We start from the raw sequence: 26,411 nt of genomic DNA on the forward strand, positions 1-26,411 counted from the left end.
CCCACGACCGGGGGGTACGCGAAGGCTGGAACCAATAAAAATATTGGCACTGACATTCATCGACACACTATTGAGTTCTCAAAGAACACACGCACCAGCAGATCGCTGAATCTCTTCAGATCTTCCGCTGGGCAACTGTTCCAGCCTAACCCCGCTCCCAGGCGATGTCAATCGTTACCCTGGTCACTTGATCTTGGCCTGTCAGGCGCTCTCCGGCTCTTGCGTCCGTGTCGCTCTGACTTCCAATAAGTTACGCGCCGGATAACGCAACGTCAAATCGCCTGGACACCAGCGCATTCCCCCAGGTCAACGCTTCGACGGACGCCGTGGAGCCGGCCTGAATCACACGAATGTGATTCAGGCCTCCGCCTACGGCTCAGGCTATCCGACGCACGCCCGCCATGTTCTTCTTTCCGCGACGCAGCACCAACCACTGACCGTGCAGGTAGTCGGCGTCCGACGGGGTCCAGTCGATGTCGGCGACGCGCTCGTTGTTCACCGAGGCACCGCCTTCGTTCACCGCGCGCCGTGCCGCTCCCCTGCTCTCGCACAGGCCCGAGGCCACGAGCAGGTCGACGATGGTGTCGGGCTCGCCGGGCGCGACCTCGGCGACTTTGCCGTCGATCGCGGTCTCGCGCAGGGCCGCGCCGAGCGTCGACTCGGGCAGTTCGCGCAGGTCACCACGACCGAACAGGGCCTGGCTCGCCAGTTCCACCGCCCGGGTCTCGGCTTCGCCGTGCACCAGGGTCGTCATCTCGGCGGCCAGCCGCTTCTGGGCCTCACGTGCGAAGGGCCGTTCGGCGGTGGCCTGTTCCAGCTCGTCGAGTTCTTCACGGCTCAGGAAGGTGAACCAGCGCAGGTACCGGACCACATCGGCGTCGGCGGTGTTCACGAAGTACTGGTACCAGGCGTAGGGGCTGGTGAGTTCCGGATCGAGCCAGAGGCTGCCGCCACCGGTGGACTTGCCGAACTTCATGCCGTCGGCCGAGGTCACCAGGGGGACGGTGAGCGCGTGCACGTGCGCCCCGTCGACTCGCCGGTTGAGTTCGACGCCGGCGATGATGTTGCCCCACTGATCCGAGCCACCGACCTGCAGTGTGCAGCCGTGTTCACGACGCAGCTGCAGGTAGTCGTTGGCTTGCAGCAGCATGTAGCTGAACTCGGTGTAGGAGATGCCTTCGCCTTCGAGACGCCGTTTGACGGTGTCGCGGGCGAGCATGACGTTCACAGAGAAGTGCTTACCGATATCGCGCAGGAAGTCGACGGTGGTGAGCGGTCCGGTCCAGTCCATGTTGTCGACGATCACCGCGCCCGTCGGCGAATCGTCCAGGTCGACGAACCGCTCGAGCTGGCCGCGGATGCGCTGCGCCCATTCGGCGACCGTGTCCGTCGAGTTCATGGTGCGCTCGCCCACGTCGCGAGGATCGCCGATGAGGCCGGTCGCGCCGCCGGCGAGCACGATCGGGCGGTGACCCGCGCGCTGGAAACGCTTGAGCGCGAGCAGCGGAACGAGATGGCCCGCGTGCAGGCTGGCGGCGGTCGGGTCGAAGCCGGCATACAGCGTCAACGGCTGCGCGGCCGCGGCTGCGCGCAACTCGTCGAGGTCGGTGGACTGCGCGATCAGGCCGCGCCAGGTCAGTTCGTCGAAGATGTCGCCGGTCACGAGGATCTATCTTTGCGCATCGAGTCGGCCGGGCGCACCCCGGTTATGTCCTCAGGTCCGGGCGCGGGTGATCCAGGCGATCAGCTCGGCTTCGACCTCGTCGCGGTCGACCTCGTTGAGGACCTCGTGCCTGGCACCGGCGTACACCCGATAGGTGAGGTCGGTCAGGCCCGCGTCGCGGTAGCGCTGGACCAGCAGATCGCTCAGTCGCAGTCCCGCGTTGAGCGGGTCCTGGTCGCCGACCATCACATAGACGGGCAGGTCGGGACGCACGACCGGCTTCACCAGCCGCTCGGTGGCGACGGCGGCCAGCTCGCCGAGGTTCGTCAGGTCGATGGCGAAGCCACACCAGGGATCGGCGATGTAGGCGTCGACCTGGGCTTCGTCGCGGCTGATCCAGTCGGCGTCGGTGCGGGTCGGCTGGAATCGGGCGTTGAAGAAGGCGGTCAGGTCCCCGCCCGCCGCGGCGATCTCGGCGAACAGCCCGTCGACGGCGGTCGACCCGCAGAGCACGACGTCGTCGACGAGGTCGGCGTGATCGAGGATGTACTGCTGCACGGCGAAGGATCCGAGACTGTGTCCGAAGAGGGTCACCGGCAGTCCGGGATGACGTTCGCGCAGGATCTCGGTGAGCGCCACCAGGTCGGCGACGAGCAGGTTCCAGCCGTCGGGGCCCAGCTCGCCCGGTACCTCGCCCATGCTGAGTCCGTGGCCGCGGTGGTCGTCGGCGTAGACGGCGAAGCCGAGAGCGGACAACCGCTCGGCGAGATGGCCGTAGCGCTCGGAGTGTTCGCCCATGCCGTGTGCGATCTGCACGATGCCCTGCGGTTCGGTGTCCGACGGCAGCCAACTGCGCACATGTATCTCGGTGCCGTCGGTGCTGGAAAAACTGAACACGGGCGCTCCTGGGATGCGATCTCGAACCGGTCCCTGATCGTCGCACCTGCGTGGCGCGCGCCACAGTGGCTTCGCAGATGAGATCGGCGCCGACACTTTGTCTCCCGCGACCGAACCCACCGTTCGGTCGCGGGACTGCCCCGAACACGCCGAGATCACCGGACTCGGTGTCCGGTGATCGTCAGCGTGTCGGATTCTGGCTCATCGCGTCAGCGCGGTGATGGTGGCGCGGCGTTCGTAGGCGATCCAGGCGAAGATCGCGGCGAGCACCAGCGGGAAGATCGCCATTCCGGGCAGGTCGGCGATGAAGGCCTGAGTGGCGGCGGCGAGCACGGTGAGCACGGAGAGGCCGACGGCAGCGAGACCGCTGAGTCGCGGGACCATCAGGCCGATACCGCCCGCCACCTCGACCACGCCGATGAAGATCAACAGGCCGAAGGGGATGGTGAAGTTCGCGGCGCCGTTCTCCATCAGAGTGTTCGGGATGACGAGCTTGGGGCCGCCCGAGGCGATGATGAAGAACAGGCCGAGCACGATCTGCAGGGTCCACAGGACGCGGTTGCGGATCTTGCCGGGGCGGTAGGTGGCGGCGGTGGAGTTCGCGGAAAGCGTGGCGGTGGTCATCTTCTCGTCCTTCTGGTCGGTCGCGCTCGGTGGGTAGCGCGTTCAACTGATAGGACGGACCGTCGCCGCAGAACTCATCGCTGTCGGCGAAAAATTTCGAAATCCCGGCTAGATCACGGGTTTGGTGGCGCGGGGGCTGCGCCGGTAGGTCGAGACGGCCGACGAGCCGGGCAACCAGAACCGCCAGGGCACCTCGGCGGCCAGGCGCACCCCCACGCGCGGACCCGAGGCGACCTCGGCCGGCGGCACCGGGGGTTTCAGTTCGAGCCGCACCTGCGAGAACGGGTCGAACAGCTCGGTTCCGTAGTCGGACAGGCTGATTCCCAGCGCACTGCCCACATTGCCCGGTCCCCGCGCGAGGTCGGCGTCGGTGCGTGCGGCGGGCCTGCGCGCACGGGCGATCTCGGCCCCCTCGACCACTTCCCCGGCCCGGACGAGCACCGCGCACGCGACACCGTCGAAGCCGGCGGTCACGTTGACGCACAGGTGAATTCCGTACGAGCGGTACACGTAGAGCCGCCCGGCGGGGCCGAACATCACCGCGTTGCGCGCGGTCGGTCCCGGCCACGAGTGTGCCGCCGGATCCGGCCACGGCCCGGTCGCATCGCTCCCGTAGGCCTCGACTTCCACGATGCGCATCGCCACCGGCCCCGACCTCAACACCGATCCGAGTACCCGGCACGCCGCGGCGGCCGGGTCGACAGCGAGTTCCTGAGCAGACACGACGCCCATTCTCACCCGCAACGATCCGCGCGAGCGCCACACCCCCGTCAGCCGAGCAGGTCGCGACCCTGACTCAGGCCGGCGAGTTTGGTCGGGTTGACCTGGAAACGCAGGTTCTGGATCCGGCCGTCGACCAGGTCGAAGGTGAAGGCGGCGCCCGGCGTGCCCGCGAAGGTGATCAGTGCGCCGAGTTCACCGTTGATGTCGGTGGCCGCGAGTTCGGCGCCGGTCGACGACGGTTTGGCGAGCACACCGAGGATCCAGCGCGCGACATGATCGGGGCCGTGCAGGGGGCGGCGAGCGGCCGTGACGATACCGCCACCGTCGGACCAGCAGGTCACATCGGGAGCGAGCACGTTCATCAAGGCGTTCAGGTCCCCGCCGGAGCAGGCCGCCATGAACTGTTCGGTGACGCGGGCTCGGGCGGCCTTGTCGGCGTCGAAGCGTGGGCGTCGTGATTGGACGTGGCTCTTCGCGCGGTGCGCGATCTGGCGGATGCCCGCCTCGGAGCGGTCGAGTGTTTCGGCGATCTCGGCGTGGGAGTAGCCGAACACCTCGCGCAGCAGGAACACCGCCCGTTCCACCGGGGTCAGCGTTTCCAGTACGACGAGCATGGCGGTGGAGACGGTGTCGGCCAATGCGGTGTCCTCGGCGATGTCGGGTGTGGTGAGCACCGGCTCGGGCAGCCACGGGCCGACGTACTTCTCGCGGACGGCGCGGGCGCTGGTGAGCCGGTTGAGTGCGAGATTGGTGACGGTGCGGACCAGGTAGGCGCGGGGGTTGGCCACCGCCGACCGGTCGGTCTCGTGCCACTTCAGCCAGGCGTCCTGCAGGACGTCCTCGGCGTCGGTGACGGTACCGAGCATGCGGTAGGCGGTGGCGAACAGCAGCCTGCGATGGTCGACGAACGGGTCGTGCTCCTGCATGTGCTCAACCATGACGGACGAGATCGCGGGTCGCCGCGCCGCCCTTGGACAGCTGCACATCGACAGGCATCCGCTTGGTCACCTTGATCGCCGGTACGGGAGTGCTGCTGACCATTTCCTTGTAGGTGCGGGCGGCCCAGCCGGTGAGGTAGAACCGGCCGGGTGTGTCGTCGGCGCGGGTGAACTGGATGACGGCGGCGCGGCGCCCGAGGCTGACGGGCTGGTGGAAGTAGCCGAAACGGAAGGGGCGCACAGCCTTTCCGCGCAGCTCGGCGGCGATCGCATCGGCGGCGTAGGTGGCCGAGGGCAGCCCGCTCTGGCAGGTGCCGTGGATTCGGCCCCACGGTTGACGGATCGCGGCGGCGTCGCCGATGGCGCGAATCGTGGGGTGCGAAACCGACTTCAGCGTGGGTCCGACGACGATCAGTCCGCGTTCGTCGGTCTCGATCCCGGACTCGGCGGCCAGGGTTGACACGCGTACGCCGCTGGTCCACAGGGTCAGATCGGTGTCGATCCGCCGGCCGTCGGCGAGGACGACGGAATCGGCGGTCACCTCGGTCACCCGCTGACCGATCTGCCGCACGATGCCGAGCCGGTCGAGCACGGTGTTCAGATAGGCGCGGGCTTTGGTGCCCATCATGGCGCCGAGTTCGCCGGAGCTGACGAGGGTGACGCGCACGTCCGGGTGGCTTTCGGCGATCTCGGTGGCTGCCTCGATCCCGGTGAGGCCGCCGCCGCACACGGTGACGGCGCGGCAGGCTGTCACCCGTCGCGCGAAGTCGTGCGCGCGTCGGGGATCGTTCAGTGTCCAGGCGTGGTCGGCGACGCCGGGGACCATGGAGGTGTCGGTGCTGCTGCCGAGGGCGTAGATCATGTCGTCGTAGGTGATGTCGCCGAATCCGTCGACGTACACGCGGCGGGCGTCCGGATCGATGGCGGTGGCGAACCCCTGGACGAACCGGATTCCCGTGCCGTCGAGGATCGTCGGGATGTCGTGGTGCGCCAGCTCCTGACCGGCCGCGATCTGGTGCATCCGGAGCCGTTCGGTGAACCGGGCCGAGGGGTTGACCAGGGTGATGCGCACGTTCGTCTTCCTGGTGCGACGGGCCAGGCGGACGGCCGCGAGCAAGCCGGTGTAGCCGGCGCCGAGGACGACGATGCGGTGCGTGGTGGTGGTCATGTCCTGCTCCTTCTCGGTGAGGTTGTGCATGGGACAAGGCAGAAGCGTCGAATGTGACACCCGCCGAAGTGACCCGCATCACAGCGATGGTCGTCGAGCCCGGTCGTGCTCTCGCGACACTCCCGGGTCACGAACACTGACCCTTGCCTTGTCGCGGGTGTGGAGTTAAATTCATCAGGTAGTGAATTCAACACTTGATGAATTGAGGCGACCATGTCGCGCACCTCTTCACCACCCGCCGTGGAAGTGGTAGGACTGACGGTCCGCCGAGGGAAACGCACCGTGCTCCACGGACTGGATCTCCAGATCGCGCCGGGAACCATCACCGGGCTGCTCGGGCCGTCCGGATGCGGGAAGACCACCCTGATGCGCAGCATCGTCGGCACACAGCTGGTCGAATCGGGCACGGTCACCGTCCTCGGCGAAGCCGCCGGTAGCGGCGGGTTGCGACACCGGGTCGGGTACGTCACCCAGGCGCCGAGCATCTACGCCGATATCAGCGTCCGCGACAATGTCGCCTACTACGCGGCGCTCTACGGGCGCGCCCGCCACGACACCGAATCCGCCCTCGCCGCAGTCGGTTTGACCGATCACGCCGACCAACTGGGCGACCAGCTCTCCGGCGGTCAGAAGACCCGCGCCTCGCTGGCGTGCGCGTTGGTCGGCAGGCCAGAGCTGCTGGTTCTCGACGAACCGACCGTCGGCCTCGATCCGGTGCTACGGGTGGAACTGTGGCAGCGATTCCGCGAATTGGCCTCGGCGGGAACGACCCTGCTCGTCTCGAGTCATGTGATGGACGAGGCCGAACACTGCGACCGGCTGCTGCTGATGCGCGACGGCGAGCTCATCGCCCAGCTCAGCCCCGCCGAACTGCGGGAACGCACCGGCGAACAGAATCTCGAAACGGCGTTCCTCACCCTGATCACGAAGGGAACGCGGGCATGAGCACTCCCTACACCGCGACCACCGGCCGGATCCTGCGGCAGCTGCGCAACGACCACCGCACCGTCGCCATGATCCTCGTCGTCCCCGCCCTGTTGATGACGCTGCTGTATTTCATCTATCAGGACGCGCCACAGGCGCCACACACCCCACAGACCCTGTTCGACCGGGTTGGCATCACCATGCTCGGCATCCTGCCGTTCATCGTGATGTTCCTGATCACCGCCATCGCCATGCAGCGCGAACGCACCTCGGGCACCCTGGAACGGCTGCTCACCACTCCCCTGCGCAAACTGGATCTGCTCGCCGGATACGGCACCGCGTTCTCGCTGGCCGCCGCCGCGCAAGCCGCCATGGCATGTGTTGTGGCGTTCTGGCTGCTCGATCTCGAGGCGGCGGGCAGTCCGGGGTGGGTGATGCTGATCGCCGTGGTCGACGCCGTGTGCGGGGTGGCGCTCGGCCTGCTCGCCAGCGCTTTCGCCCGCACCGAATTCCAGGCGGTGCAGTTCATGCCGGTGATCGTCGCGCCGCAGATCTTCCTGTGCGGCTTACTCGTTCCGCGTGATCGGCTGCCCGGCTGGCTCGAGGCGATCAGCGATGTGCTGCCGTTGAGTTACGCGGTCGACGCGCTGCAGCAGGTGTCGACGCATCGCGATCCGACCGCGACCATGTGGCGGGACATCGCCGTCGTCGCCGGATTCGCGATCGTCGCCCTGTGCCTCGGTGCGGCGACGTTGCGCAGGCGCACCCCCTAAGTACCCGGAGAGGTCCAAGATGAGCGAATCAGGCTCGGGCACCGCGAAATCGGGGCGAACCGGGCGCAGGCCCGGCAACACCGACACCAGGACCGCAATCCTCGACGCCGCTCGAACCCGGTTCGCGGACAACGGTTTCCGCAATACCTCGATCCGGTCGATCGCCGCCGACGCCGAGGTCGATCCGGCGCTGGTGCACCACTACTTCGGCACCAAACAGCAGTTGTTCGCCGCGGCGGTGGACTTCCCCGCCGACCCGGACGCGACCTTGAACCTGGTCGACCAGGCGCCGCTCGACCAGTTGGGCGCGACCGCGATCCGGGCGGTGCTGACCGTGTGGGACTCCCCCGCGGGACCTGGGATCGTCGCCATGACCCGCAGCATGCTCGGCAGTGGGGAGCCGACGCTGGCTCGTGAGTTCCTGCTGCAGGTGGTGCTCGAGCGCGTACGGGCGCGCATCGCCACCCCCGACGACGACGGGCGCGCACGGGTGGCGCTGGCAGCGGCGCAGATGATCGGGGTGCTCACCGTGCGCAAGCTCGTCGGTGTGGAACCGCTCGCGTCGATGCCGATCGAGGCGGTCACCGAGGCGGTCGGGCCGAGCCTGCAGCGCTATCTCACCGGCGATATCGGAAGCGCCGCGAACTGAACCTCAGTTCGCGGTGCGAACCAGCACCGATGCTCGGCGAGATATCACGTGACAGCGGTGTGTGGCCGCTCCCGGACCGGGAACAGCGTCGTCGTGCTCGGATCAGGATTCGGCGAGGAAGAATTCGTGTTCGGCGTCGGTGACGTCGCGAGCCTCGTCGATCAGCAGCACCGGGATACCGTTGTCGACCGGGTAGGCGCGACGCAGGCGGGGGTTGTAGAGCACGCTGGCACCGGCTTCGGTGCGCACCAGCTGCAGCGGGCCCTTGTCCTGGGGGCAGGCCAGCAGGCCGAGCAGAGTTGCGTCGATGGTGGATTCGTGCGCCATGGTGCCCAACCTACCGCGCCCGCCGGAACGAGATGTATCGGTGTCCGAAGAAGCTGAGCACCGCGACCAGACCCATCACCACCACCGACGCGGGTTCGGCGGGAAACCCGAACGCCTTCACCGCGAGTTCCGCGAGCACCACGTTCAGGACGAGCCCGCCCGCGTTCACGCCACAGAAGGCGACGAAGTCACGCAGGAGCCTGCCGCTGACCCGGAACACCAGGGTGCGGTGCAGGACGAACGCCACCACCGTGCTCACCGCGTACGCGGCGACGACGGACAGGCCGGGGCGGTCGTCGCCGAGTACCTGCAGCCAGCACACGACGAGCACCATGCCGAGCAGCGTGTTGAATCCGCCGACGATCGCGAACGCCAGTTCCTGACGCTTGACGATCCGCAGCAGTGGGCCCGGCGTGGCGAGCACGCCGTCGGCGGGGACCGCCTCGGTGGTCATCGCAGCGCGTCCGCGAGTTCGGCGTCGCCGTCGGGGATGGTTTCCGCGGCGGGCGCTTCCTGTTCGGGCTTGCGGCCGCGCACGTACAGCCACTGGAAGAACGCGAGCCCGAGCAGGCCGAGGCCGATCGCGGCGCCGCCGATCTTCCAGCCCGGCGGACGCCAGGCCAGTTCGAGTTCGGCATCGGTGGTTCCGGCGGGGATGTCGACGGCGACGAAGCTCTTGGCGACCACCTTGAACGGGATGTCCTTGCCGTCGAGGCTCACCCGGTAGCCCGGCCAGCCCAGGCGCGCGAACACCACGCGGCCACCGTCGGCCGAACTCACCCGTACCTTGCTGGTGGTGTCGCTCTCGGAGGTGGAGACGGCGGTCGCGTTCTCGACGGCCGAGATGCGGCCGTTGCGGGTGGAGATCAGCCCGTCCTCACGTTCGAGCACCGCGATGTACTTCTCGTGGCCGGGATAGTCGACCCACTTCCAGCCCGCCGGGGCCGGTTGGGCGGCGGCGTCCGGGTAGAGGGCGCGGTGCAGGACCACCCGGTCGACGTTCATCAGGTCGACCACGGTCTTGCCGGTCGACGGCTCGACGGCGAACGCGCGCCGGTAGGCGTCGGGGCAGACGCTGGTGTCCCAGCGCATGCAGAGCATGTCACCGAACCAGTAGTGCCCGTTCGGGGTGTAGCCGCTGACGTAGGTGCGTTCGATGTCCTTGGCGTAGTTGCCGAACACCAGCGACCCGTAGGCGCCGTCGAGGGTGCGCTCCCCCGGCGGGATCAGGGCACGGTCACCGAGTTGCAGGGTGGTGCCCGCGAATTCGGGGAACGCGGCGCGGGCGGCGGCCCGGTCGCTCGGCAGATTCCAGCTCATGGGTGTCGGCTGGGCGCGTTCGACCTGGATGTAGGCGATGGGGAACACCGCGATGATCGCGACGGCGACCGCGGCGGTCGTGCTCTTCTGCACCGCCAGCCACACCACGGCCGCACCGAGCGCCGCGATCGCGAGCGCGGCGATCACATGGGCGATCCAGTTGTGCGGGTCGGCCGAGAACGACCGCACCCACAGCAGTCCGATCAGCACAGCCGCCGCGATCCCTCGCGCCCGCCAGTCCTTGAAGGTCGCGAACCGGCCGAGCAGCACACAGACCAGCAGCAGCAGACCGAGCGCGACCATCGGCAGCACCCGGGCCGGCCAGCGCAGCGGGCCGATGGTGCCGGGACCCGCGGTCCACATCAGTGCGGCGATCGCGAACACGGCGATGCCGGTGAGCTCACGCCACGCACCACGCGCTCGGTTCCAGTCCACGAATGCCAGTGCCGGAACGAGGAACCAGGCGATGTAGACCACCGGCATCGGCTGCACGTAGCCCCACCACGAGGTGAACGCGGGCAGCGTGGTGGGCAGGCTCGCGTTCAGCGACTCCGACCACGGCACGGTGAGGAACTGGTCGTTGTTGATCTGGGCGGTGCCGCGCCAGGTGACCTTCGCCGACAGCATGCTCGGCAGGTAGGTGGCCAGCCCGGCCAGCGCGGCGAGGCCGGAGACGAGCAGCAGTCGCAGCGTCGGTCGCCAGGTCCGCTGGTAGACGAGTTCGCCGATGGCGACCGCGCCGATCATCAGCCCGGCCTCGACCGCCGGGAAGATGTACTGCACCGAAATCGCCAGGTACAGGTACACGAAAACGGGGATCGGGCCACCGTTTCCGCGCGCGTAGCGCACACCGGACGCCCATGCGTGCACCATCCACGCGGTGCCGGTGAATGCCGTCATCCAGCTGGCCTCGTCGAAGAACAGCAGCCAGCCCGTGAACGGGATCGACACACCGGCCAGCGCCGCCCACTGCACGCGCGAGCCGTAGACCAGGCAGATCCGGTAGACACCGAGCCCGAGGATGATCGCGAAGATCAGCTTCACCACGGTCGCGTAGAGCACGAGGTTGTCCACCGAGGGCGCGATCAGATCGATCAGCAGCTGCGGCGGATTCAGCAGGCCCGCTTCCTCGATGGCGTAATTGCCCGCCATCCAGTGCTCGGGAACCATCACCGGCAGGTCGCCGTCGCGCAGCCGGTTGCCGAGCATCACCCACAGCGGCACGTACTGCGATTCGGTGTCGTCGGTGTAGAAGTGCCGGACGTTGGCGAGTAGCACCGCGCCATAGCCCGCGATCACGCCGAGGGCGGTGATCAAGCCCCAGATGTAGACGGAACGTCGGGACGGGTTTCTACTTTCCACCACGAGCACCAGACCCTACAGGCATCCCCGCGTGACAGCGCCTCGCACAGCCCGATCCGGCGCCGCCGACCCGTCACCGTGCGGTGTTAGAGTGCCCACACCCCTCGCCTGCCAAGACACCGAAAGTCGACCCATGCCGCTTCCCACCGCACATTCGTCCCGGTCCGGCGCTGTGCCACGCGCGGGCGCCGCCGAGCGCAACGGTTCGCATCCGGTGCATTCGGTGTCGGTGGTCGTCCCCGTCTACCGGGGTGAGGACACGATCGCCGCGCTGGTCGCCGAACTCGACGGGCTCACCGGGCCGAGTACGACCGCGGCGGGCGCACGGTTCGCGGTGGAGGAGATCATCCTCGCCCACGACAACGGGCCCGATCGCTCCGATGTGGTGCTGCAGCAACTGGAAGGCTCCTACCCGCAGGTGCGCGCGGTGTGGTTGAGCCGCAACTTCGGTCAAGACGCGGCGACCATCGCGGGCATGGCGGCCGCGCGCGGCGACTGGATCGTCACGATGGACGAGGACGGCCAGCACGACCCGGCCTTCATCGCCGACTTCCTCGACGCGGCACTGGCCTCGCGCGCGGATCTCGTCTACTCCAAGCCGTCCAACACCCGCCCGCACGGCTTCCTGCGCAACCTCACCTCACGCGGCGCGAAGATCGTGCTCGCCACGGTGTTCGCCTTCCCCGATTCCACCCGGTTCGAGAGCTTCCGGCTGATCCGCGGCGACATCGGCCGTCAGCTCGCCGAGGTCGCGGCCAACGGCGTGTACCTGGATGTGGCGCTCACGTGGGTGGTCGGCAATACGGTCTCGGTGCCGGTGGTGTTGCGCGCCGAGGGCCGCGACGAGTCCGGCTACAACTACCGTCGCCTGTTCTCGCTGTTCTGGAAGATGGTGTTGTGCAGCGGAACTCGCGGCCTGCGGCTGGTGAGCATGCTCGGTGTGAGTCTGGCGCTCGCCGGTGTCGCGATGGCCGCGTTCATCGTGGTGCAGGCGCTCACCCAGGACAATCACGACCCCGAGGGCTGGGCGTCGATCATCGTCGTGCTGCTGCTGTGCTCGGGCGCCACCCTGTTCTCGCTCGGCCTGATCGCGGAGTATCTCGGTGTGGCCCTGCACATCCTGGTCGGTAAGCCGCTGTACCTGACCGTGCAGACCCCGACACCGCGCCCGGATACGATGCACGCGCCGGTCTCCAACCATCGAGTCGACGTCGCGGTGCCGGCAACCGTGACGGACAAGGACCTTCGCGAGTGAACGACCGCATCATCTTCAGCAGGCCGTTCCGTGCCGCCGCCGAGCGCGCCAACCTGTCGGCCGTCCTGGATTCCGACCACAGCCACGGCGACGGCCAGTTCACCAAGTCCGCCACGGCCAAGATCAAGGCCATCACCGGCGCCGAACACGCGCTGCTCACCACCTCCTGCACGCACGCGCTCGAACTCGGTGCGCTGCTGCTCGAACTCGGGCCCGACGACGAAGTGATCGTGCCGAGTTTCGCGTTCACCTCGGCCGCCACCGCGATGGCGTTGCGCGGGTCGACCTGTGTGTTCGTCGACATCGACGACGCCACCGGCAATATCGACCCGGCCGCGGCCGCCGAGGCGATCACCGCGCGCACCAAGGCGATCGTCGTGATGCACTACGGCGGTGTCGCCGCCGAGATGGAACCGCTGCTGGCGCTGGCCGCGCAGCACGGTGTGGCGATCATCGAGGACAACGCGCACGGCCTCGGGGGTACCTGGCGCGGCAGGCAGCTCGGCACCATCGGCACGGTGGGCACCCAGAGTTTCCACGACACCAAGAACGTGCACTGTGGTGAGGGTGGGGCGCTGCTGCTGTCGGACGAGATCCTGATGGGTCGCGCCGAGATCATGCGTGAGAAGGGCACCGACCGGGCCCGTTTCCTGCGCGGGCAGGTCGACAAGTACTCCTGGCAGGACATCGGGTCCAGCTACCTGCCCAGCGAACTCAACGCCGCCGTCCTCGACGCGCAGCTGGCCGAGTTCGACACCATCCAAGCCGCCCGCCACCGGGTGTGGGACACCTACGCGGCCGCGCTGCCCGACTGGGCCGCCGCCAACGACGTGCGCCCGATGACGGTGCCCGCCGACCGTGGCCACACCGCGCACCTGTTCTACCTGCGGATGCCGACCGAGGACAGCCGCGACGGGATCATCGCGCACCTCGCCGAACGCGGGATCGTCGCCCCGTTCCACTACATTCCGCTCGATTCGAGCCCGGCGGGGCTCAAGTATGGGCGCACCCCGGTGCCGTGCACGCGCTCGGCGGAGTTCTCGGCCACCATCGTGCGGTTGCCGTTGTGGCCGATGCTCAGTGAGGCGCAGCTCGGCCGCGTCATCGATGCCGTCACGGAGTACCGCGTCTAGGTTTCGGATATGACGAGGGCCGCCCGGTTTCGCCGGGCGGCCCTCGTCGTCGATGTGTCAGTCGCCGCCGAACAGTGCCGCCGCGGCCGCGTCGGTGAGCACCTCGTAGGTGTCGGTCTCCCGGTTGTAGATCCAGGTGCCCGGCCCGGCCTTCGGGTATCCGGCCGCCTGGACCGCCGACGCCGAGGGCCGGAAGCTCGCGCTGCGCGGGATCTCCTCGACCAGGTAGACCAGGTCGGGCCGCTGACCGCGGTCCAGCGCACGCATCGCCTCGGTGACATCACCCGGTTCGATCCGGTACCCCTCGCGCACGCTCAGCGCGGCCGCGGCAAGGGTTCCCGAGGGGGTCGGCAGGGCGAAGGCCACCTCGAGGTCGACCGGGGTGATGTCGTTGAGCACGTCGACGATCGGCTGGGTGAACACCGGACCACGAGCGGTGCGGATCACCGTGTCGCGGCGGTCGACGAGCCAGTAGTCACCGTCGCTGTCGCGGCGGAACAGATTTTCGGTCGGCCACCAGGCGTCGCCCGCGCGGAACACCCCGCGCAGCCCGCCGTCGGAGATGTCACCGCCGTCGACGGCCTTGCCGAGCAGCAGGCCGGGTTCGTTGTCGGCGCAGCGCCGGGCGAAGCCGTCGTCGCCGACGAGGATCTGCTCGCTGACCGGGTCGTAGGCCACGAGTTCCACCGTCGCGGTGCCGGGAACCGGCCTGCCCTTGGCGCCGATCTTGGCGCCGGTGACATTGGCGAGCACCACGTCACCGTCGATGGAGGCGTAGAACTCGAGCACCCGCGCGGGCGCGAATTGCTCGGTGGTCCTTCGCCACAGCCCCTTGGGCATACCGGAGCCGATGAACAACCGGATCGGATGGTTGTACCCGGCCGGGAAGACCTGCGCGTCGAGCAGATCGCGCAGCATGGTCCAGGTGTAGGTGACGACGGTGACGCCATAGCGGTGCACCTCCTCGGCGAACCGGCCCGGGTCCATGTCCACCGGCCTGGCCAGCGCGATGCGGCTGCCGCCTGCGATCGCGCCACCGAGACTCACCAGCAGGCCGGACGAATGATGCAGCGGCGCGAGGCAGTACACGGTATCGCGACGGTCGAGGTCCGCGGCGCTCGCGGTGCCGAAGGCGGACAGGGCCCAGCGGTGGTTGGTGATGTACTTCGCCTCTAGCCGGTCGCCGGTGCCGAGCACCAGCACGAAGGCCAGTTCGCGGGCGAGGCCGGGGTTGGGCCGGTACCACGCGGGCACGCGAACCGTGTCGGGGTCGATCTGTTCGAGGTCGATCACCCGGTCGCCCGTCGGCACCGCGAGCCGACGCTGGTCTCCGCCGCCGAGCACGAGCACCCGGGCGTTCGTCCCGGCGGCGGCACGCAGATTCTCCGGGTCGGTGACGAGCGTCTTCACGCCGGTGAGTTCGATGGCCCGATCGAGTTCGGCGCCGGGGGCGAGCAGCACGGCGACGGCACCGAGGCGCGAGAGCGCGGCCACCGAGGCCAGCGCGCTCGGGCGGGTCTCCATCACGATGCCCACCCGCATGGCGGGCCGGATGCCGACGGAGATCAGGCCGCGCACCACATTGTCGACCCGCTGCTCGACGGCGGCATTGGTGTGCACGCGGTCGTCGAACAGAACCAGGTCTTTCTGGGGCGCGCGCTTGGCGTGTTCGCTGAGCAGTTTGCCCAGGGAGATACGAGTGTGCGGCTGGATCATGCCCAGGCGGGTCAAGCGCGGCAGGGCGCGCGCCGCCTCGCCCGCCATCTCGATGGAGCCGCGGATCGTGCTGCCCGCGACGCCTTCCAGCGCCTTGCCGACCCCGGCGCCGGCCTCGGCGAGGCTGGCGGCGGTGTGCACCATGCGGGTGGCCGCCGTACGCGGGGCGTTGCCCGGCACGTGTTCCTGCATCGGGACGATGGTCTCGGGCAGCGGGCCGTGACCGTCCATCCAGGCGATCCAGTCACGCACCATCGGCCAGGTGTGGTTGGTGGCGGTCGAACCGGCGACCAGACCGAAATGACCCGCGACGAGGCTGGCCTCGTACACCTCGGCGTGCGGCGCGGCGCGCACGATGCCGCGCACGGCGGCAGGCTGGCCGATGTCGTCGACCTCGCCGACGAAGGCGAGGATGGGGCACTTCAGTTCGGCCAGCGAGACGGGATGATCGCGAATCACGAAGCCGCCGAGCATCATCCGGTTGTGCGCGACGAACTGCTTGAGCAGGTCGGCGACGGCGGGCCCCGCGTATCCGACCCAGCCGTCGCTGTTGAGGAAGCGGCGCTGACGCTCCTTGGGCAGCAGCGCCTCCCGGTCGTGCAGCTGCATCAGGAAGTCGATGCGCGACTTCGCGGTCTTCACCGGGTCCAGCATCTGGAAGCCGAAGCGCACCATCGATTCGGTGATCGGCAGCCGGTGCATCACGTGGTCGGCCAGGAAGTCGGCCACCTCGGACACCAGGCCGTAGGGCAGCCCGAACGGCATGCCGGCCACGATGTCGACGGGGCTGCCGAAGGTGACGATGGAGGCGACGCCCTTGCCGTAGCGGTAGGCGGTGGTCTGGTAGGCGAACATGCCGCCCTGGGAGTAGCCCATCAGGTGTACCTGCGCGCCGGTGGCCTCGCACACGGTGTCGATGGCGGAGTTCACGGCGAGCACGTGATCGGCCAGGTCGCGTTCCCAGCCGCCCTCCTCGGTGGCGGGGGAACCGAAATCGATGACCCAGCAGTCTATTCCGCCCGCGTTCAGAATCCCGACGGCGCCGCCCGCCGCGTTCACGTCCCAGATGTCGGCGTTCACCATGAGCGGCGGAACCAGCAGCGCCACGGGACGACCGGGTGTCGTGTCGTCGGGGAAGTAGTGCCGCAGGCGGTACATGCGTCGGCGTTCGACGACCTCGAAGGGCGAGGACTCGACGTCGTGCGCCAGTCCGCCGAAGCGGATCACCTCCAGCCCGTTCTGCGCGGTAGCCAGCAATCGCTGCACCGAACCGACCACACCTTTTGGACTGATATTCACCGTTCCCACCTGACCCTACAGACTGTGATGCACCTCACACACCCCGATGTGCTCATATGAGCTAACCACACCGGACCTCCATTATGTGTCGGCTGTGACAGGCCGCATGTTGCGGCGTTTCATGTCACACCACGCCGGTCGGCGGCCCCTTCGCCACCGGCGCGGCCGCAGTCTGAAACGAGCGTGTCACGGAGCCGGAAGTCCAGGTGCTGGGCCGGCCGTTCACGGACACCGCCGTGTCCGCAATCGCCTATCGCACAAGGGATCTCCCGGTCAGGACGCGATTTTTCGCGATCGTGCGCGAGCGGGGCTTCCAGCACCTAACATCGTTGTCGTCCGGAACGCTCTGCCGCACATCGCTTTTCGTGCAACACGTTTCACACGCCGGGTTCACCCGCGCAGGACCATTCGCATTCGCTTCACCAACGTCCCAACCTGTCGTCGCGCGACGACAGGTCGATCGGCCGTACCCGAATCCACTCGAGGTGAGGATGCTATGACCATCGAAATGCCGCTGCCCACAGACAATTCAGTACGCAAGAGTCTGTCGACCACCGCAGCACAGAAGCTCACCCACACCACCAAGTCCGAGCCGCAGATGCAGGGCATCAGTTCGCGCTGGCTCTCGCGCGCACTGCCATGGGTGCAGGTGGCGGGCGGTATCTACCGGGTCAACCGAAGGCTCACCCATACCGTCGGCAACGGGGAGGTCGAATTCGTCGTCGACGGCGCCCGGGCCAGGGTGATCCCGCAGGAATTGCGCGAACTGCCCCCGCTGCGCGATATCGACGACGACGACCTGTTGCGTCCCCTCGCGGACAGTTTCGTGCAATACGATCTCGACCCCGGAACCGTGCTCGCGGAATTCGGGAATCCGATGGATCAGGTCATTCTCGTCGTCCACGGGAAACTGGCCAGGATCGGTTCGGGTGAATACGGGGAGGCCACCAAACTCGGTCTCCTGTCCGGCGGTGACTATTACGGCGAGGAGATGCTCACCGACCCGTCGGCGATCTGGCCGGACACCGTGAAAACGGTCACCAAGACCACCGTCCTCTGCCTGCCGAGGCAGGAATTCGAGCAGTTCCTCGAGTCGACCCCCGGCCTGGCCCGGATCCGGGCGGATACGTCGACCGCGCCGACCCGGAACCAGAATTCCAAGGGCGAGGCCGATATCGAGATCGCCTCGGGCCACTCCGGGGAACCGTTGCTCGAGGGCACCTTCGTCGACTACGACGCCAGTCCGCGCGAGTACGAGCTGAGCCTGGCCCAGAGCGTGCTGCGGATCCACACCAGGGTCGCCGACCTGTTCAACGACCCGATGAACCAGGTCGACCAGCAGTTGCGACTCACCGTCGAAGCGCTCTACGAGCGTCGCGAACACGATCTGGTGAACAATCCCGACTTCGGCCTGCTGCACAATTGCGATCTCAAGCAGCGCATCACCACCGAATCCGGCGCACCGTCCCCCGACGACATGGACGAATTGCTCAGCATGCGCCGTGGAACGAAATTCTTCCTCGCCCACCCGAAGGCGATCGCGGCGTTCGGTCGTGAATGTTCGCGCCGCGGTCTGTACCCCGACCCGGTGGAATTCCAGGGTCATCGGGTGCCCGGCTGGCGCGGTGTGCCGATTCTGCCGTGCGGCAAGATCCCGATCAGCGAAACCCAGACCACCTCGATCATGGCGATGCGTATCGGCGAGAAGGACCAGGGCGTGGTCGGCCTGCACCAGACCGGCATTCCCGACGAGTACGAGCCGAGCCTGAACGTGCGGTTCAAGCAGATCGACGATCAGTCGATCATGTCGTACCTGGTGAGCTGCTACTACTCGGCGGCGGTGCTGGTGCCCGACGCGCTCGGTGTGCTCGACGACGTGCTCGTCGCGCGCCGGGCCGACTGAACGGTCGGGCCATGTCCCTGCTCAGCAGAGCCGCCGCCCCTCCGGCGGCCGGCGACCTCGCCGCGACGGTCGTCGCCCTGTTACACGGCGCGTCCGCCCCGGCCGACGTGTTAGCGGGTGCGTCACCGGTCGCCCGGCCCTTCGCGCTCCACTCGAATCACGGCGCGGAGCTCATCGGCCGTCTCCCCCGGCTCGCGCCACCCACCTCGGCGGCGCGGGGCGGCACGTCCGATGTGGTGAACCCGCCCACCGCGCACCGGCTGCGCGGTCCGACCGGGCTCGGCACGTCGGGCCTGCAGGTGTCCCTGCTCGCACACCGCACCACCGAGCAGCCCGGAAGCGGCGGCAGACAAGACATCCCGGCGCTCTACTGCCCGCCGCCGGAACGTGACGACCCTGCCCTGGCCGAAGCCGTCAATGTCGGCCTGCTTGCCTGGGCCGCCGAGATCGGCCTGTACGAGGGCCGGCTCGACGAACTCGGCAAGGCCGATTTCGGCAGGCTCATCATGCTGGCCCACCCCGACTGCGACGACCCCGATCTGCTGCTCGCCGCGGCGCGCTGCGCCGTCGCCGAATGGTCGGTCGACGACTACTACTGCGAGGAGGACGCCCCTGGCGACACCGCACCCGACGGCACCCCGTCCAGCGCCGCCGCCGAACTCGGGCCACGGCTCGAACTCGCCGCAGCCGCCATGGACCCGGCCCACCTGCCCATGCGCTACGCGCCACGGCTCGAACAGGCCATGCAGGCCGACCCGATCCTTCGCGCGTTCCGCACCTCGTTCGCGCACCTGGCGGGGTACGCGAGCGACGCCCAGCTGGCCAGGCTCCGGACCGAGATCGCGGGCTGGTTCATCGCCCTCGGCGCCGAGGCGGGCTGGCGGGCGGCGGGGCGGATGCCGCCGGTGTGGGAGTACCTGACCAACCGGCAACCCCACAGTTTCCTGCCGTGTATGGCGCCGATCGACGCGGTCGGCCGATACGAACTCGGCGCCCCCGAGTACACCGACCCGGCCGTCCGGCGGGTCGTCACTACCGCGGCACTGGCCGCACAGATGGTCAACGATCTGTATTCGATGGCACGCGAAGACCTTTCGGGCGGGCGGGAGTTCAATCTGCCGACCGTCCTCGCCGCCGAGGAAGGGTGCAGCCGGGCCGATGCCGTGCTGCGCACCGCCGAGATCCACGACGAACTCATGCACCGCTTCGAACGCGAGGCCGCACCCCTGGCCGCCGCGGGTTCACCGCAATTGCGCCGATTCCTGACGGGCCTGTGGGCCTGGATGGGCGGCAACCGCGCCTGGCACGCCGACAGCCGCCGGTACCACGACACCGCACCACGAGAGGACGACCGATGACCATCGCGAACGCCCACACCGACAGCTCCGTGCTGCGCACCACCTACCAGCGTTCGGTCGCTGCCTACTGGAACAACAATCCCAACGACGACCGGGTCAACACGAAGCTCGGCGAGGTGGACGGCCTCTACCACCACCACTACGGCATCGGTGAACCCGACTGGTCGGTCATCGAGGGACCGGAGGACACCCGGCAGGAGCGCATCGTGCGCGAACTGCACCGCCTCGAGACCGCCCAAGCCGACCTCCTCCTCGACAACCTCGGCGCCATCACCCCCGCCGACCGCCTCCTCGACGGCGGTTCGGGTCGCGGCGGAACCAGCTTCATGGCCGCCGAGCGCTTCGGCTGTTCGGTCGACGGGGTGAGCATCTCCGAGTACCAGGTCGGTTTCGCCAACGACCAGGCCGTCGAACGCGGTGTCTCCGATCGGGTGCGCTTCCACTTCCGCAATATGCTCGACACCGGTTTCGACGACGAGTCGGTACGGGCCGTCTGGACCAACGAGACGACCATGTACGTCGATCTGTTCCCGCTGTTCGCGGAGTTCTCCCGCGTGCTGGAACCGGGTGGGCGCTATGTGTGCATCACCGGCTGCTCCAACGATGTGATCGGCGGCCGGTCCGCATCGGTGAGCTGGATCGATGCCCACTACGGCTGCATGATCCACCCGCGCAGCGAGTACTTCCGTGCGCTGTCGGAGAACGGCCTGGTGCCGACCACGGTCATCGATCTGACACCGGACACGATTCCGTACTGGGATCTGCGGACGCATTCGGAGCTCGCGACCGGGGTGGAACAGCCGTTTCTCACGGCGTACCGGGAGGGAAGCTTCCAGTATCTGCTGATCGTCGCGGACAAGGTCGCCTGCTGACCTCTCACTGACATCCCCTCGGAGTGCCCGGTAGTCGCCATCGACCACCGGGCACACCCGTTGCCCTCCTTGCCATCTTTCCCGGCCACCCCGGGTGAGCTGCACCCCATAATAGACACCGGATAGATGCGTATATCTACATTTGACTATGCCTCTGACTTCCTTGGCTAACTCACAGGCTCGCCACAGTCGCAAGCCAGGCCACGGGAGCATTCTCGACAGGGAACGCTTCCGCAGATGGTGAGTGAGGTAATGATGGTCGAACTCGAGGTCGACAACGACACGGTGACGGTCCATGTACTCGGCGGGCATCGGCTGCTCGCGCTGCGCCAGCAGGTCGTGATCGACCGTGCCGCCATCACCGAGATCACCACCGCCGAGGTGGACCTGCGCCCGCCGTGGGTCCGCGCGCCCGGCACCTTCATCCCCGGCGTGATCGCCGCGGGCGTCTACCGGGGCAAGGGCCGGAAAGAGTTCTGGGACACCACTTTCGGTGGAAACGCGGTCCGCATCGACCTGAACGGACCCGACTTCACCCGCCTGGTCGTCGACGTCGACAACCTCGACGCGGTGCTCGGCGCCCTGACCGGCGAGCTGGCCGACGCCTGACCTATTCCGACCCGAACGGTTCCAGCAGCCCGTACCGACCGGTCCCACGGGTGATTTGGCATGCTCGGGTGATGGGAGTTTCGACAGCGCAGTCGGTGGATCGCCGTTTCGTCCGTCTGGTCACCGTGTTCGACCAGTTGTTCCGCAAGCCTTCGCACGGGGGTGGCGCGCTGTGCGTGTACCTGCACGGCGAACCGGTGGTCGATGTGTGGGCCGGGTACGCACGCCCGGGTGTGCCGTGGACGGCGGACTCGGTGGCGCTGGCCTTCTCCACCGGAAAAGGCGTGGCCTCCACGGTGATTCATCAGCTCGCCGAGCGTGGCGAGCTCGACTACGACACCCCGGTCGCCGAGTACTGGCCCGAGTTCGCGGCAGCGGGCAAGAGCCGCATCACGGTCCGCGACGTACTCACCCACCGAGCCGGGCTGCACCGGTTGCGCGGCCTGATCTCCGGGCCGATCGACACTTTCCTCGACGACAAGGCGGTCACCGCCGCGCTCGCCGCCGCCACCCCGGACCCTCGTCATCTGGTCACCAGCGGATACCACGGGATCAGCTATGGGCACCTGGCCGCCGAGCTGGTGCGGCGCGTCACCGGCCGCGACTTCGTCGACGTCGTTCGCACCGAACTCGCCGAACCTCTCGACGCCGAGGAACTCTGGTTCCGCGTGCCCGCCGGGGAACGCCATCGCATCGCCACCACCTTCCCGCGCCTCACCGCGGCAGGCATGGATTGGGAACGCGGCTCCGACTTGCTCACTCGCACCCGATTCGCGGCGGCGGCCGAAACCACCCCGCGCGGTTTCGCCGACCTCATCGTCGACCCACGCGTGCACGACGCGGTGATGCCCGGCGTCAACGGCGTCTTCTCGGCCCGGGCCCTGGCCCGCGTCTACGGCGCCCTCGCCAACGGCGGCGAACTCGGCGGCACCCGCATCCTGTCCCCCGACACGATCCGCCGCGCCGCCACCCGTCAGGTCTTCACCCCCGACTATGTGCTCGCCTTCCGTATCCCGTGGGCGATGGGCTATCACGGCGTTCCCATGAAACCCTCACGTGCCGAACCGATCTCAGCCTTCGGCCACTTCGGCCTCGGCGGCTCCGGCGCCTTCGCCGACCCGGAGACCGGCCTGTCCCTCGCCTTCGTCACCAACCGCCTCGGCGGCAAACTCACGCCCCTCGGCGACGCTCGCCTCACCCGCCTCGGCACCATCGCCCACAACATCGCCAAAGCCGCCCTCCGCACCTGACCTGCTCATTCGATCACCACGCCCTGGTGACGGCAGCGCCCGAGTGGCAGCCGCCAGCAGAGCGTGGTGATCGCGCGTCCGGGTCCGTGTGGAGGCGGCGGCTGGCACGATGGGGCGATGGACAGCGTTGAGTTCGGGCAGGTGGAGGCCGCGGCGCGGGTGGTGGGGGCGGTGGTGCGGCGGACGCCGGTGGTGGGGTCGCGGGTGTTGTCGGAACGGGCGGGGGTGCCGGTGTGGTTGAAGTGCGAGAACCTGCAGCGGACCGGGTCGTTCAAGCCGCGGGGCGCGTACAACCGGATCGCGAATCTGTCGCCTGCGCAACGGGCTCGCGGAGTGGTGGCGGCGAGCGCCGGCAATCACGCGCAGGGGGTGGCGTGGTCGGCAGCGGAGCTGGGGATCACCTCGACGGTGTTCATGCCGATCGGGGCGTCGTTGCCCAAGCTCGTCGCCACCCGCGCCTACGGGGCGGAAGTGCATCAGGTCGGTGAGACGATCGATGAATCACTGGTCGCGGCAAAGGAATTCGCGGAGCGCACCGGGGCGACACTGATTCATCCCTTCGATCATCCCGACATCGTCGCCGGGCAAGCGAGTGTCGCGCTCGAGATTCTCGAGCAGGTGCCGGAGGTGCGGACGGTGGTGGTGCCGACCGGCGGTGGTGGGTTGCTCGCGGGGGTGGCGATCGCGATGAATCATTGTGCGCCGCAGGTCGGAGTGGTCGGTGTGCAGGCGGCTGAGGCGGCGGCGTGGCCGGATTCGCTGCGGGCGGGCACGCCCATGCGGGCGTCGCGGATGTCGACGATGGCCGACGGTATCGCGGTGGGGATGCCGGGTGCGGTGCCGTTCGGTCATGTGTCGAAACTGGTGTCGCGGATCGTGACCGTCGACGAGGAATCGCTGTCCAAGGCATTGCTGCTGTGTCTGGAACGGGCCAAACTCATTGTCGAACCGGCGGGTGCGGCAGGGGTCGCGGCGTTGCTCGGCACCGAGTTGCGTGACCTGCCCGGTCCGATCGTGGTGATTCTGTCCGGCGGGAACATCGATCCGCTGCTGCTCACGCGGGTGATAAACCACGGCCTGAGCGCGGCCGGACGCTATCTGGCGATGCGGGTGACGATCTCGGACCGGCCGGGAGCGTTGTCGGCGCTGCTCGGAGTGGTCGGCCGGGCCGGGGCGAGTGTGGTCGACGTGGTCCACTCCCGAACCGGGACGTGGCTCGCGGTCGACGAGGTGGAGGTGTCACTCACGGTGGAGATGCGGGGACCCGCGCACCGCGATGATGTGCTGGACGCGCTGCGCGACGCGGGCTTCCGGGTCCGCGCCGAGTTGTGAGCCGAGCGCGATTCGCGTCGGCGCCGTCCGAAGTCAGTGTGTACCACCGAGTTCCAGTGCCAGCACGCCGAGAATGACCAAGCCGATTCCACCGACCTGCACCAGTGACAGCCGCTCGCCCAGGAACAGCACACCGATCAGGGCGATGGCGGCCACTCCGACGGCAGACCAGACGCCATACGCGACGCCGATACCCATCCCCCGCTTCAGCACCTGGGACAGGAAGTAGAAGGCCGCACCGTATCCGAGCACGACCACCACCGACGGCACCGGTTTGGTGAATCCTTCCGACAGTTTCAGCGAAACGGTCGCGGTCACCTCGGATGCGATGGCCAGCGCCAGCAAGAGCAGGGTCATGGCGGCAGACTAACGGGCGCCGTGCTCGATCGGTCACCGACACCTCGAGCGAGTGGGGGGCCGAGGGTTTCGCGGCCGACACGCTCGGCGTTAGCGACGATGCCCTCGGATTCCAGCGTGTCCGAACCGCAGGGAGGTGCGCGGCCGCCGACGGTAGATGCCGAACGATCAGCCGCGCAACCGATCCCGGACGCCGCTCGGGGAGGCGCGGCCGACTGTTCAGTTCAGCCAGGCACGTGCTTCGTCGGCGTTCTCGCGGACCTCGTCGAGTTGCTCGGCGACGCGGACGCCCGCAGTGCCGCCGCGGGCGTTGCGGGAGGCGATCGAGCCGGGGACGGTGAGGACTTCGCGCACACCGGCGGTCAGGGACGGGTCGATGGCGGCGAATTCCTCGTCGGTGAGTTCGTCGAGGCCGACACCACGTGCCTCGGCGGCGCGCACGCACGCACCGGCCGCTTCGTGGGCGACCCGGAACGGAACACCTTGGCGCACCATCCATTCCGCGATGTCGGTAGCGAGAGTGAAACCGGCCGGGGCGAGTTCGGCCATGCGGTCGGTGTGGAAGGTGAGCGTGCCGACGAGGCCGGCGATGGCGGGCAGCAGGAGTTCGAGCTGGGCGACCGAGTCGAACAGGGGTTCCTTGTCCTCCTGCAGATCCCGGTTGTAGGCCAGCGGTTGGGCTTTCAGGGTGGCGAGCAGGCCGGTCAGGTTGCCGATCAGGCGACCCGCCTTGCCACGGGTCAGCTCGGAGACATCAGGATTCTTCTTCTGCGGCATGATCGACGAACCGGTCGACCACGCGTCGGCGAGGGTGACGTAGCCGAATTCCGGTGTGCTCCAGAGGATGATCTCCTCGGCCATGCGACTCAGGTCGACACCGATCATGGCGAGCACGAACGCGGCCTCCGCGGCGAAGTCACGTGAAGAGGTGGCGTCGATCGAATTGGCCGCTGAGGCAGTGAAATTCAGTTCAGCAGCGATCTGCTCGGGATCGAGGCCGAGCGAGGAACCGGCGAGCGCACCCGAACCGTAGGGGGAGATCGCGGCACGCTTGTCGAAGTCGCGCAGGCGCTCCAGATCGCGCAGCAGCGGATGCGCGTGGGCGAGCAGGTGGTGGGCCAGCAGCACGGGCTGGGCGGCCTGCAGATGGGTCTTGCCCGGCATCACCGCGTCCGGGTGCGCGGCAGCCTGGGCGACGAGCGCGTCGACCACGTCGAGCACACCGGCGGCCACCCGGCGCACACCGTCACGCAGCCACATGCGGAACAGGGTGGCCACCTGGTCGTTTCGCGACCGGCCCGCCCGCAGCCTGCCACCGAGCTCGGTGCCGACCCGCTCGATCAGCCCCCGCTCGAGCGCACCGTGCACGTCCTCGTCGGAATCGGCGGGACCGAACGCCCCCGAGGCCACGTCGGCAGCCAGCGTGTCCAGCCCGGCCAGCATGCCGGTCAGATTCTCGTCGGACAGCAACCCCGCCTTGTGCAGCACCCGGGCGTGCGCCTGGGAGGCACGGATGTCATAGGGAGCCAGCGCCCAGTCGAAGTGCGTCGACTTGCTCAGCGCCGCCATCGCCTCGGCGGGCCCGGACGCGAAGCGCCCACCCCAGAGGGCACCGGTGTTCGTGCTGCCGCCGTCGGTCATGGTCGCTGTCTCCTCGGATCGATGTGCGTGGGGTTGCCGGGCCGGTACGGTGCGCGAAGTCCGGCCCGCTGCCGACACCACCGTAGCCACGACCGTCGGCCTGATCGGACGGAGGTCGTAGCAGTCACCGCGGGCGATCGCACAAGCGACGAACGAGACGATGGCGCGGGTGCGCGAATCGCCAGACCGGGCAGCATCGGCTCGGCCGCGCGCGGCTCACGCAGCGGAGGCGGTCAGCGGTGTCGGGCGGACAGGCGTTATACGGACGCGGAGCCGGTCAGTGGCACGAGGCGCCACCGTGGCGTGGTAGAGCCGGGT

General features: G+C 68.3%; 23 protein-coding genes. 11 read left to right on the top strand and 12 right to left on the bottom strand.

Features of this window, described 5'->3' with window-relative positions:
- Window positions 1-376: 376 nt before the first annotated feature.
- From tyrS to AB0I35_RS27990, 6 genes are all read right to left on the bottom strand, one after another.
- Complete coding sequence (gene tyrS / locus AB0I35_RS27965) at window positions 377-1,663, bottom strand: tyrosine--tRNA ligase (RefSeq protein ID WP_357399326.1); 1,287 nt, start codon at window positions 1,661-1,663, stop codon at window positions 377-379.
- A 51-nt stretch (window positions 1,664-1,714) separates the two neighbouring features.
- Window positions 1,715-2,560: an alpha/beta hydrolase gene (locus tag AB0I35_RS27970; protein ID WP_357399327.1), complete on the bottom strand. Its 846-nt coding sequence runs from the start codon at window positions 2,558-2,560 to the stop codon at window positions 1,715-1,717.
- Between the two features lie 201 nt (window positions 2,561-2,761).
- Window positions 2,762-3,184, bottom strand: a complete 423-nt coding sequence (locus tag AB0I35_RS27975) for a DoxX family protein (RefSeq protein WP_357399329.1) — start codon at window positions 3,182-3,184, stop codon at window positions 2,762-2,764.
- 108 nt (window positions 3,185-3,292) lie between these two features.
- Entirely contained in the window at window positions 3,293-3,916 is a 624-nt protein-coding gene (locus tag AB0I35_RS27980) for a DNA-3-methyladenine glycosylase (RefSeq protein WP_357399330.1), read from the bottom strand.
- Window positions 3,917-3,954: 38 nt separating this feature from the next.
- Window positions 3,955-4,833, bottom strand: a complete 879-nt coding sequence (locus AB0I35_RS27985) for an RNA polymerase sigma-70 factor (RefSeq protein ID WP_357399332.1) — start codon at window positions 4,831-4,833, stop codon at window positions 3,955-3,957.
- Between the two features lie 4 nt (window positions 4,834-4,837).
- Window positions 4,838-6,013, bottom strand: coding sequence for an FAD-dependent oxidoreductase (locus AB0I35_RS27990; RefSeq protein ID WP_357399333.1), 1,176 nt, complete (start codon window positions 6,011-6,013; stop codon window positions 4,838-4,840).
- Between the two features lie 213 nt (window positions 6,014-6,226).
- Between AB0I35_RS27990 and AB0I35_RS27995 the strand changes: the two genes are divergently transcribed.
- Genes AB0I35_RS27995 through AB0I35_RS28005 form a run of 3 tightly spaced genes read left to right on the top strand, consistent with a single transcriptional unit; the run spans window position 6,227 to window position 8,359 of the window.
- Complete coding sequence (locus tag AB0I35_RS27995) at window positions 6,227-6,958, top strand: ABC transporter ATP-binding protein (protein WP_357399335.1); 732 nt, start codon at window positions 6,227-6,229, stop codon at window positions 6,956-6,958.
- Window positions 6,955-7,710 carry an ABC transporter permease gene (locus AB0I35_RS28000; protein WP_357399336.1) on the top strand — a complete coding sequence of 252 codons (756 nt, stop codon included), beginning with the start codon at window positions 6,955-6,957 and terminating at the stop codon, window positions 7,708-7,710. Before AB0I35_RS27995 ends, AB0I35_RS28000 begins: the two co-directional genes overlap by 4 nt.
- A 19-nt stretch (window positions 7,711-7,729) precedes the next feature.
- Entirely contained in the window at window positions 7,730-8,359 is a 630-nt protein-coding gene (locus tag AB0I35_RS28005; protein ID WP_357399337.1) for a TetR family transcriptional regulator, read from the top strand.
- Between the two features lie 102 nt (window positions 8,360-8,461).
- On the opposite strand, the gene AB0I35_RS28010 is transcribed toward AB0I35_RS28005, so the two are convergent.
- Genes AB0I35_RS28010 through AB0I35_RS28020 form a run of 3 tightly spaced genes read right to left on the bottom strand, consistent with a single transcriptional unit; the run spans window position 8,462 to window position 11,368 of the window.
- Window positions 8,462-8,686 carry a Trm112 family protein gene (locus AB0I35_RS28010; protein ID WP_067499129.1) on the bottom strand — a complete coding sequence of 75 codons (225 nt, stop codon included), beginning with the start codon at window positions 8,684-8,686 and terminating at the stop codon, window positions 8,462-8,464.
- 10 nt (window positions 8,687-8,696) lie between these two features.
- The gene (locus AB0I35_RS28015) at window positions 8,697-9,140 is read right to left on the bottom strand and encodes a GtrA family protein (RefSeq protein WP_357399339.1); all 444 of its coding nucleotides are present in this window, start codon (window positions 9,138-9,140) and stop codon (window positions 8,697-8,699) included.
- Window positions 9,137-11,368, bottom strand: coding sequence for a hypothetical protein (locus AB0I35_RS28020; RefSeq protein WP_357399340.1), 2,232 nt, complete (start codon window positions 11,366-11,368; stop codon window positions 9,137-9,139). Before AB0I35_RS28020 ends, AB0I35_RS28015 begins: the two co-directional genes overlap by 4 nt.
- 214 nt (window positions 11,369-11,582) lie before the next feature.
- On the opposite strand from AB0I35_RS28020, the gene AB0I35_RS28025 reads away from it, so the two are divergent.
- Together AB0I35_RS28025 and rffA are read left to right on the top strand one after the other, a co-directional pair.
- Window positions 11,583-12,623, top strand: coding sequence for a glycosyltransferase (locus AB0I35_RS28025; RefSeq protein ID WP_357399422.1), 1,041 nt, complete (start codon window positions 11,583-11,585; stop codon window positions 12,621-12,623).
- Window positions 12,620-13,756 (top strand): dTDP-4-amino-4,6-dideoxygalactose transaminase, encoded by a 1,137-nt coding sequence (rffA, locus tag AB0I35_RS28030; RefSeq protein ID WP_357399341.1) that lies wholly within the window; start codon window positions 12,620-12,622, stop codon window positions 13,754-13,756. Before AB0I35_RS28025 ends, rffA begins: the two co-directional genes overlap by 4 nt.
- Window positions 13,757-13,813: 57 nt before the next feature.
- On the opposite strand, the gene AB0I35_RS28035 is transcribed toward rffA, so the two are convergent.
- Window positions 13,814-16,771: an AMP-binding protein gene (locus AB0I35_RS28035; protein ID WP_357399343.1), complete on the bottom strand. Its 2,958-nt coding sequence runs from the start codon at window positions 16,769-16,771 to the stop codon at window positions 13,814-13,816.
- 496 nt (window positions 16,772-17,267) lie between these two features.
- Between AB0I35_RS28035 and AB0I35_RS28040 the strand changes: the two genes are divergently transcribed.
- The 6 genes from AB0I35_RS28040 to ilvA all read left to right on the top strand — a co-directional run bounded on the left by AB0I35_RS28040 (window position 17,268) and on the right by ilvA (window position 24,095).
- Window positions 17,268-18,674 carry a family 2B encapsulin nanocompartment shell protein gene (locus AB0I35_RS28040; protein ID WP_357399344.1) on the top strand — a complete coding sequence of 469 codons (1,407 nt, stop codon included), beginning with the start codon at window positions 17,268-17,270 and terminating at the stop codon, window positions 18,672-18,674.
- A gap of 11 nt (window positions 18,675-18,685) precedes the next feature.
- Window positions 18,686-20,032 carry a family 2 encapsulin nanocompartment cargo protein terpene cyclase gene (locus AB0I35_RS28045; protein ID WP_357399345.1) on the top strand — a complete coding sequence of 449 codons (1,347 nt, stop codon included), beginning with the start codon at window positions 18,686-18,688 and terminating at the stop codon, window positions 20,030-20,032.
- Window positions 20,029-20,904 (top strand): geranyl diphosphate 2-C-methyltransferase, encoded by an 876-nt coding sequence (locus tag AB0I35_RS28050; protein WP_357152839.1) that lies wholly within the window; start codon window positions 20,029-20,031, stop codon window positions 20,902-20,904. Before AB0I35_RS28045 ends, AB0I35_RS28050 begins: the two co-directional genes overlap by 4 nt.
- Window positions 20,905-21,141: 237 nt before the next feature.
- Window positions 21,142-21,513, top strand: coding sequence for a hypothetical protein (locus tag AB0I35_RS28055; protein ID WP_357399347.1), 372 nt, complete (start codon window positions 21,142-21,144; stop codon window positions 21,511-21,513).
- A 71-nt stretch (window positions 21,514-21,584) separates the two neighbouring features.
- The gene (locus AB0I35_RS28060; protein WP_357399348.1) at window positions 21,585-22,763 is read left to right on the top strand and encodes a serine hydrolase domain-containing protein; all 1,179 of its coding nucleotides are present in this window, start codon (window positions 21,585-21,587) and stop codon (window positions 22,761-22,763) included.
- 117 nt (window positions 22,764-22,880) lie between these two features.
- Window positions 22,881-24,095: a threonine ammonia-lyase gene (gene ilvA / locus AB0I35_RS28065; RefSeq protein WP_357399350.1), complete on the top strand. Its 1,215-nt coding sequence runs from the start codon at window positions 22,881-22,883 to the stop codon at window positions 24,093-24,095.
- A gap of 33 nt (window positions 24,096-24,128) precedes the next feature.
- Here ilvA and AB0I35_RS28070 read toward each other — a convergent pair whose 3' ends face one another.
- Window positions 24,129-24,452, bottom strand: coding sequence for a multidrug efflux SMR transporter (locus AB0I35_RS28070; protein ID WP_357399351.1), 324 nt, complete (start codon window positions 24,450-24,452; stop codon window positions 24,129-24,131).
- Window positions 24,453-24,671: 219 nt separating this feature from the next.
- Window positions 24,672-26,093: an argininosuccinate lyase gene (argH, locus tag AB0I35_RS28075; protein WP_357399352.1), complete on the bottom strand. Its 1,422-nt coding sequence runs from the start codon at window positions 26,091-26,093 to the stop codon at window positions 24,672-24,674.
- Window positions 26,094-26,411 lie beyond the last annotated feature (318 nt).

Source organism: Nocardia sp. NPDC050378 (genome assembly GCF_040655675.1).
Classification (GTDB): Bacteria; Actinomycetota; Actinomycetes; order Mycobacteriales; family Mycobacteriaceae; genus Nocardia; species Nocardia coubleae.

Excerpts from the sequence above, each read along its gene's own strand:
- AB0I35_RS27975 (WP_357399329.1), bottom strand. The coding sequence starts at position 3,184 with ATGACCACCGCCACGCTTTCCGCGAACTCCACCGCCGCCACCTACCGC.
- AB0I35_RS27980 (WP_357399330.1), bottom strand. The coding sequence starts at position 3,916 with ATGGGCGTCGTGTCTGCTCAGGAACTCGCTGTCGACCCGGCCGCCGCG.
- AB0I35_RS27985 (WP_357399332.1), bottom strand. The coding sequence starts at position 4,833 with ATGCAGGAGCACGACCCGTTCGTCGACCATCGCAGGCTGCTGTTCGCC.
- AB0I35_RS27990 (WP_357399333.1), bottom strand. The coding sequence starts at position 6,013 with ATGACCACCACCACGCACCGCATCGTCGTCCTCGGCGCCGGCTACACC.
- AB0I35_RS27995 (WP_357399335.1), top strand. The coding sequence starts at position 6,227 with ATGTCGCGCACCTCTTCACCACCCGCCGTGGAAGTGGTAGGACTGACG.
- AB0I35_RS28000 (WP_357399336.1), top strand. The coding sequence starts at position 6,955 with ATGAGCACTCCCTACACCGCGACCACCGGCCGGATCCTGCGGCAGCTG.
- AB0I35_RS28005 (WP_357399337.1), top strand. The coding sequence starts at position 7,730 with ATGAGCGAATCAGGCTCGGGCACCGCGAAATCGGGGCGAACCGGGCGC.
- AB0I35_RS28010 (WP_067499129.1), bottom strand. The coding sequence starts at position 8,686 with ATGGCGCACGAATCCACCATCGACGCAACTCTGCTCGGCCTGCTGGCC.
- AB0I35_RS28015 (WP_357399339.1), bottom strand. The coding sequence starts at position 9,140 with ATGACCACCGAGGCGGTCCCCGCCGACGGCGTGCTCGCCACGCCGGGC.
- AB0I35_RS28040 (WP_357399344.1), top strand. The coding sequence starts at position 17,268 with ATGACCATCGAAATGCCGCTGCCCACAGACAATTCAGTACGCAAGAGT.
- AB0I35_RS28045 (WP_357399345.1), top strand. The coding sequence starts at position 18,686 with ATGTCCCTGCTCAGCAGAGCCGCCGCCCCTCCGGCGGCCGGCGACCTC.
- AB0I35_RS28050 (WP_357152839.1), top strand. The coding sequence starts at position 20,029 with ATGACCATCGCGAACGCCCACACCGACAGCTCCGTGCTGCGCACCACC.
- AB0I35_RS28055 (WP_357399347.1), top strand. The coding sequence starts at position 21,142 with ATGGTGAGTGAGGTAATGATGGTCGAACTCGAGGTCGACAACGACACG.
- AB0I35_RS28060 (WP_357399348.1), top strand. The coding sequence starts at position 21,585 with ATGGGAGTTTCGACAGCGCAGTCGGTGGATCGCCGTTTCGTCCGTCTG.
- ilvA (WP_357399350.1), top strand. The coding sequence starts at position 22,881 with ATGGACAGCGTTGAGTTCGGGCAGGTGGAGGCCGCGGCGCGGGTGGTG.
- AB0I35_RS28070 (WP_357399351.1), bottom strand. The coding sequence starts at position 24,452 with ATGACCCTGCTCTTGCTGGCGCTGGCCATCGCATCCGAGGTGACCGCG.
- argH (WP_357399352.1), bottom strand. The coding sequence starts at position 26,093 with ATGACCGACGGCGGCAGCACGAACACCGGTGCCCTCTGGGGTGGGCGC.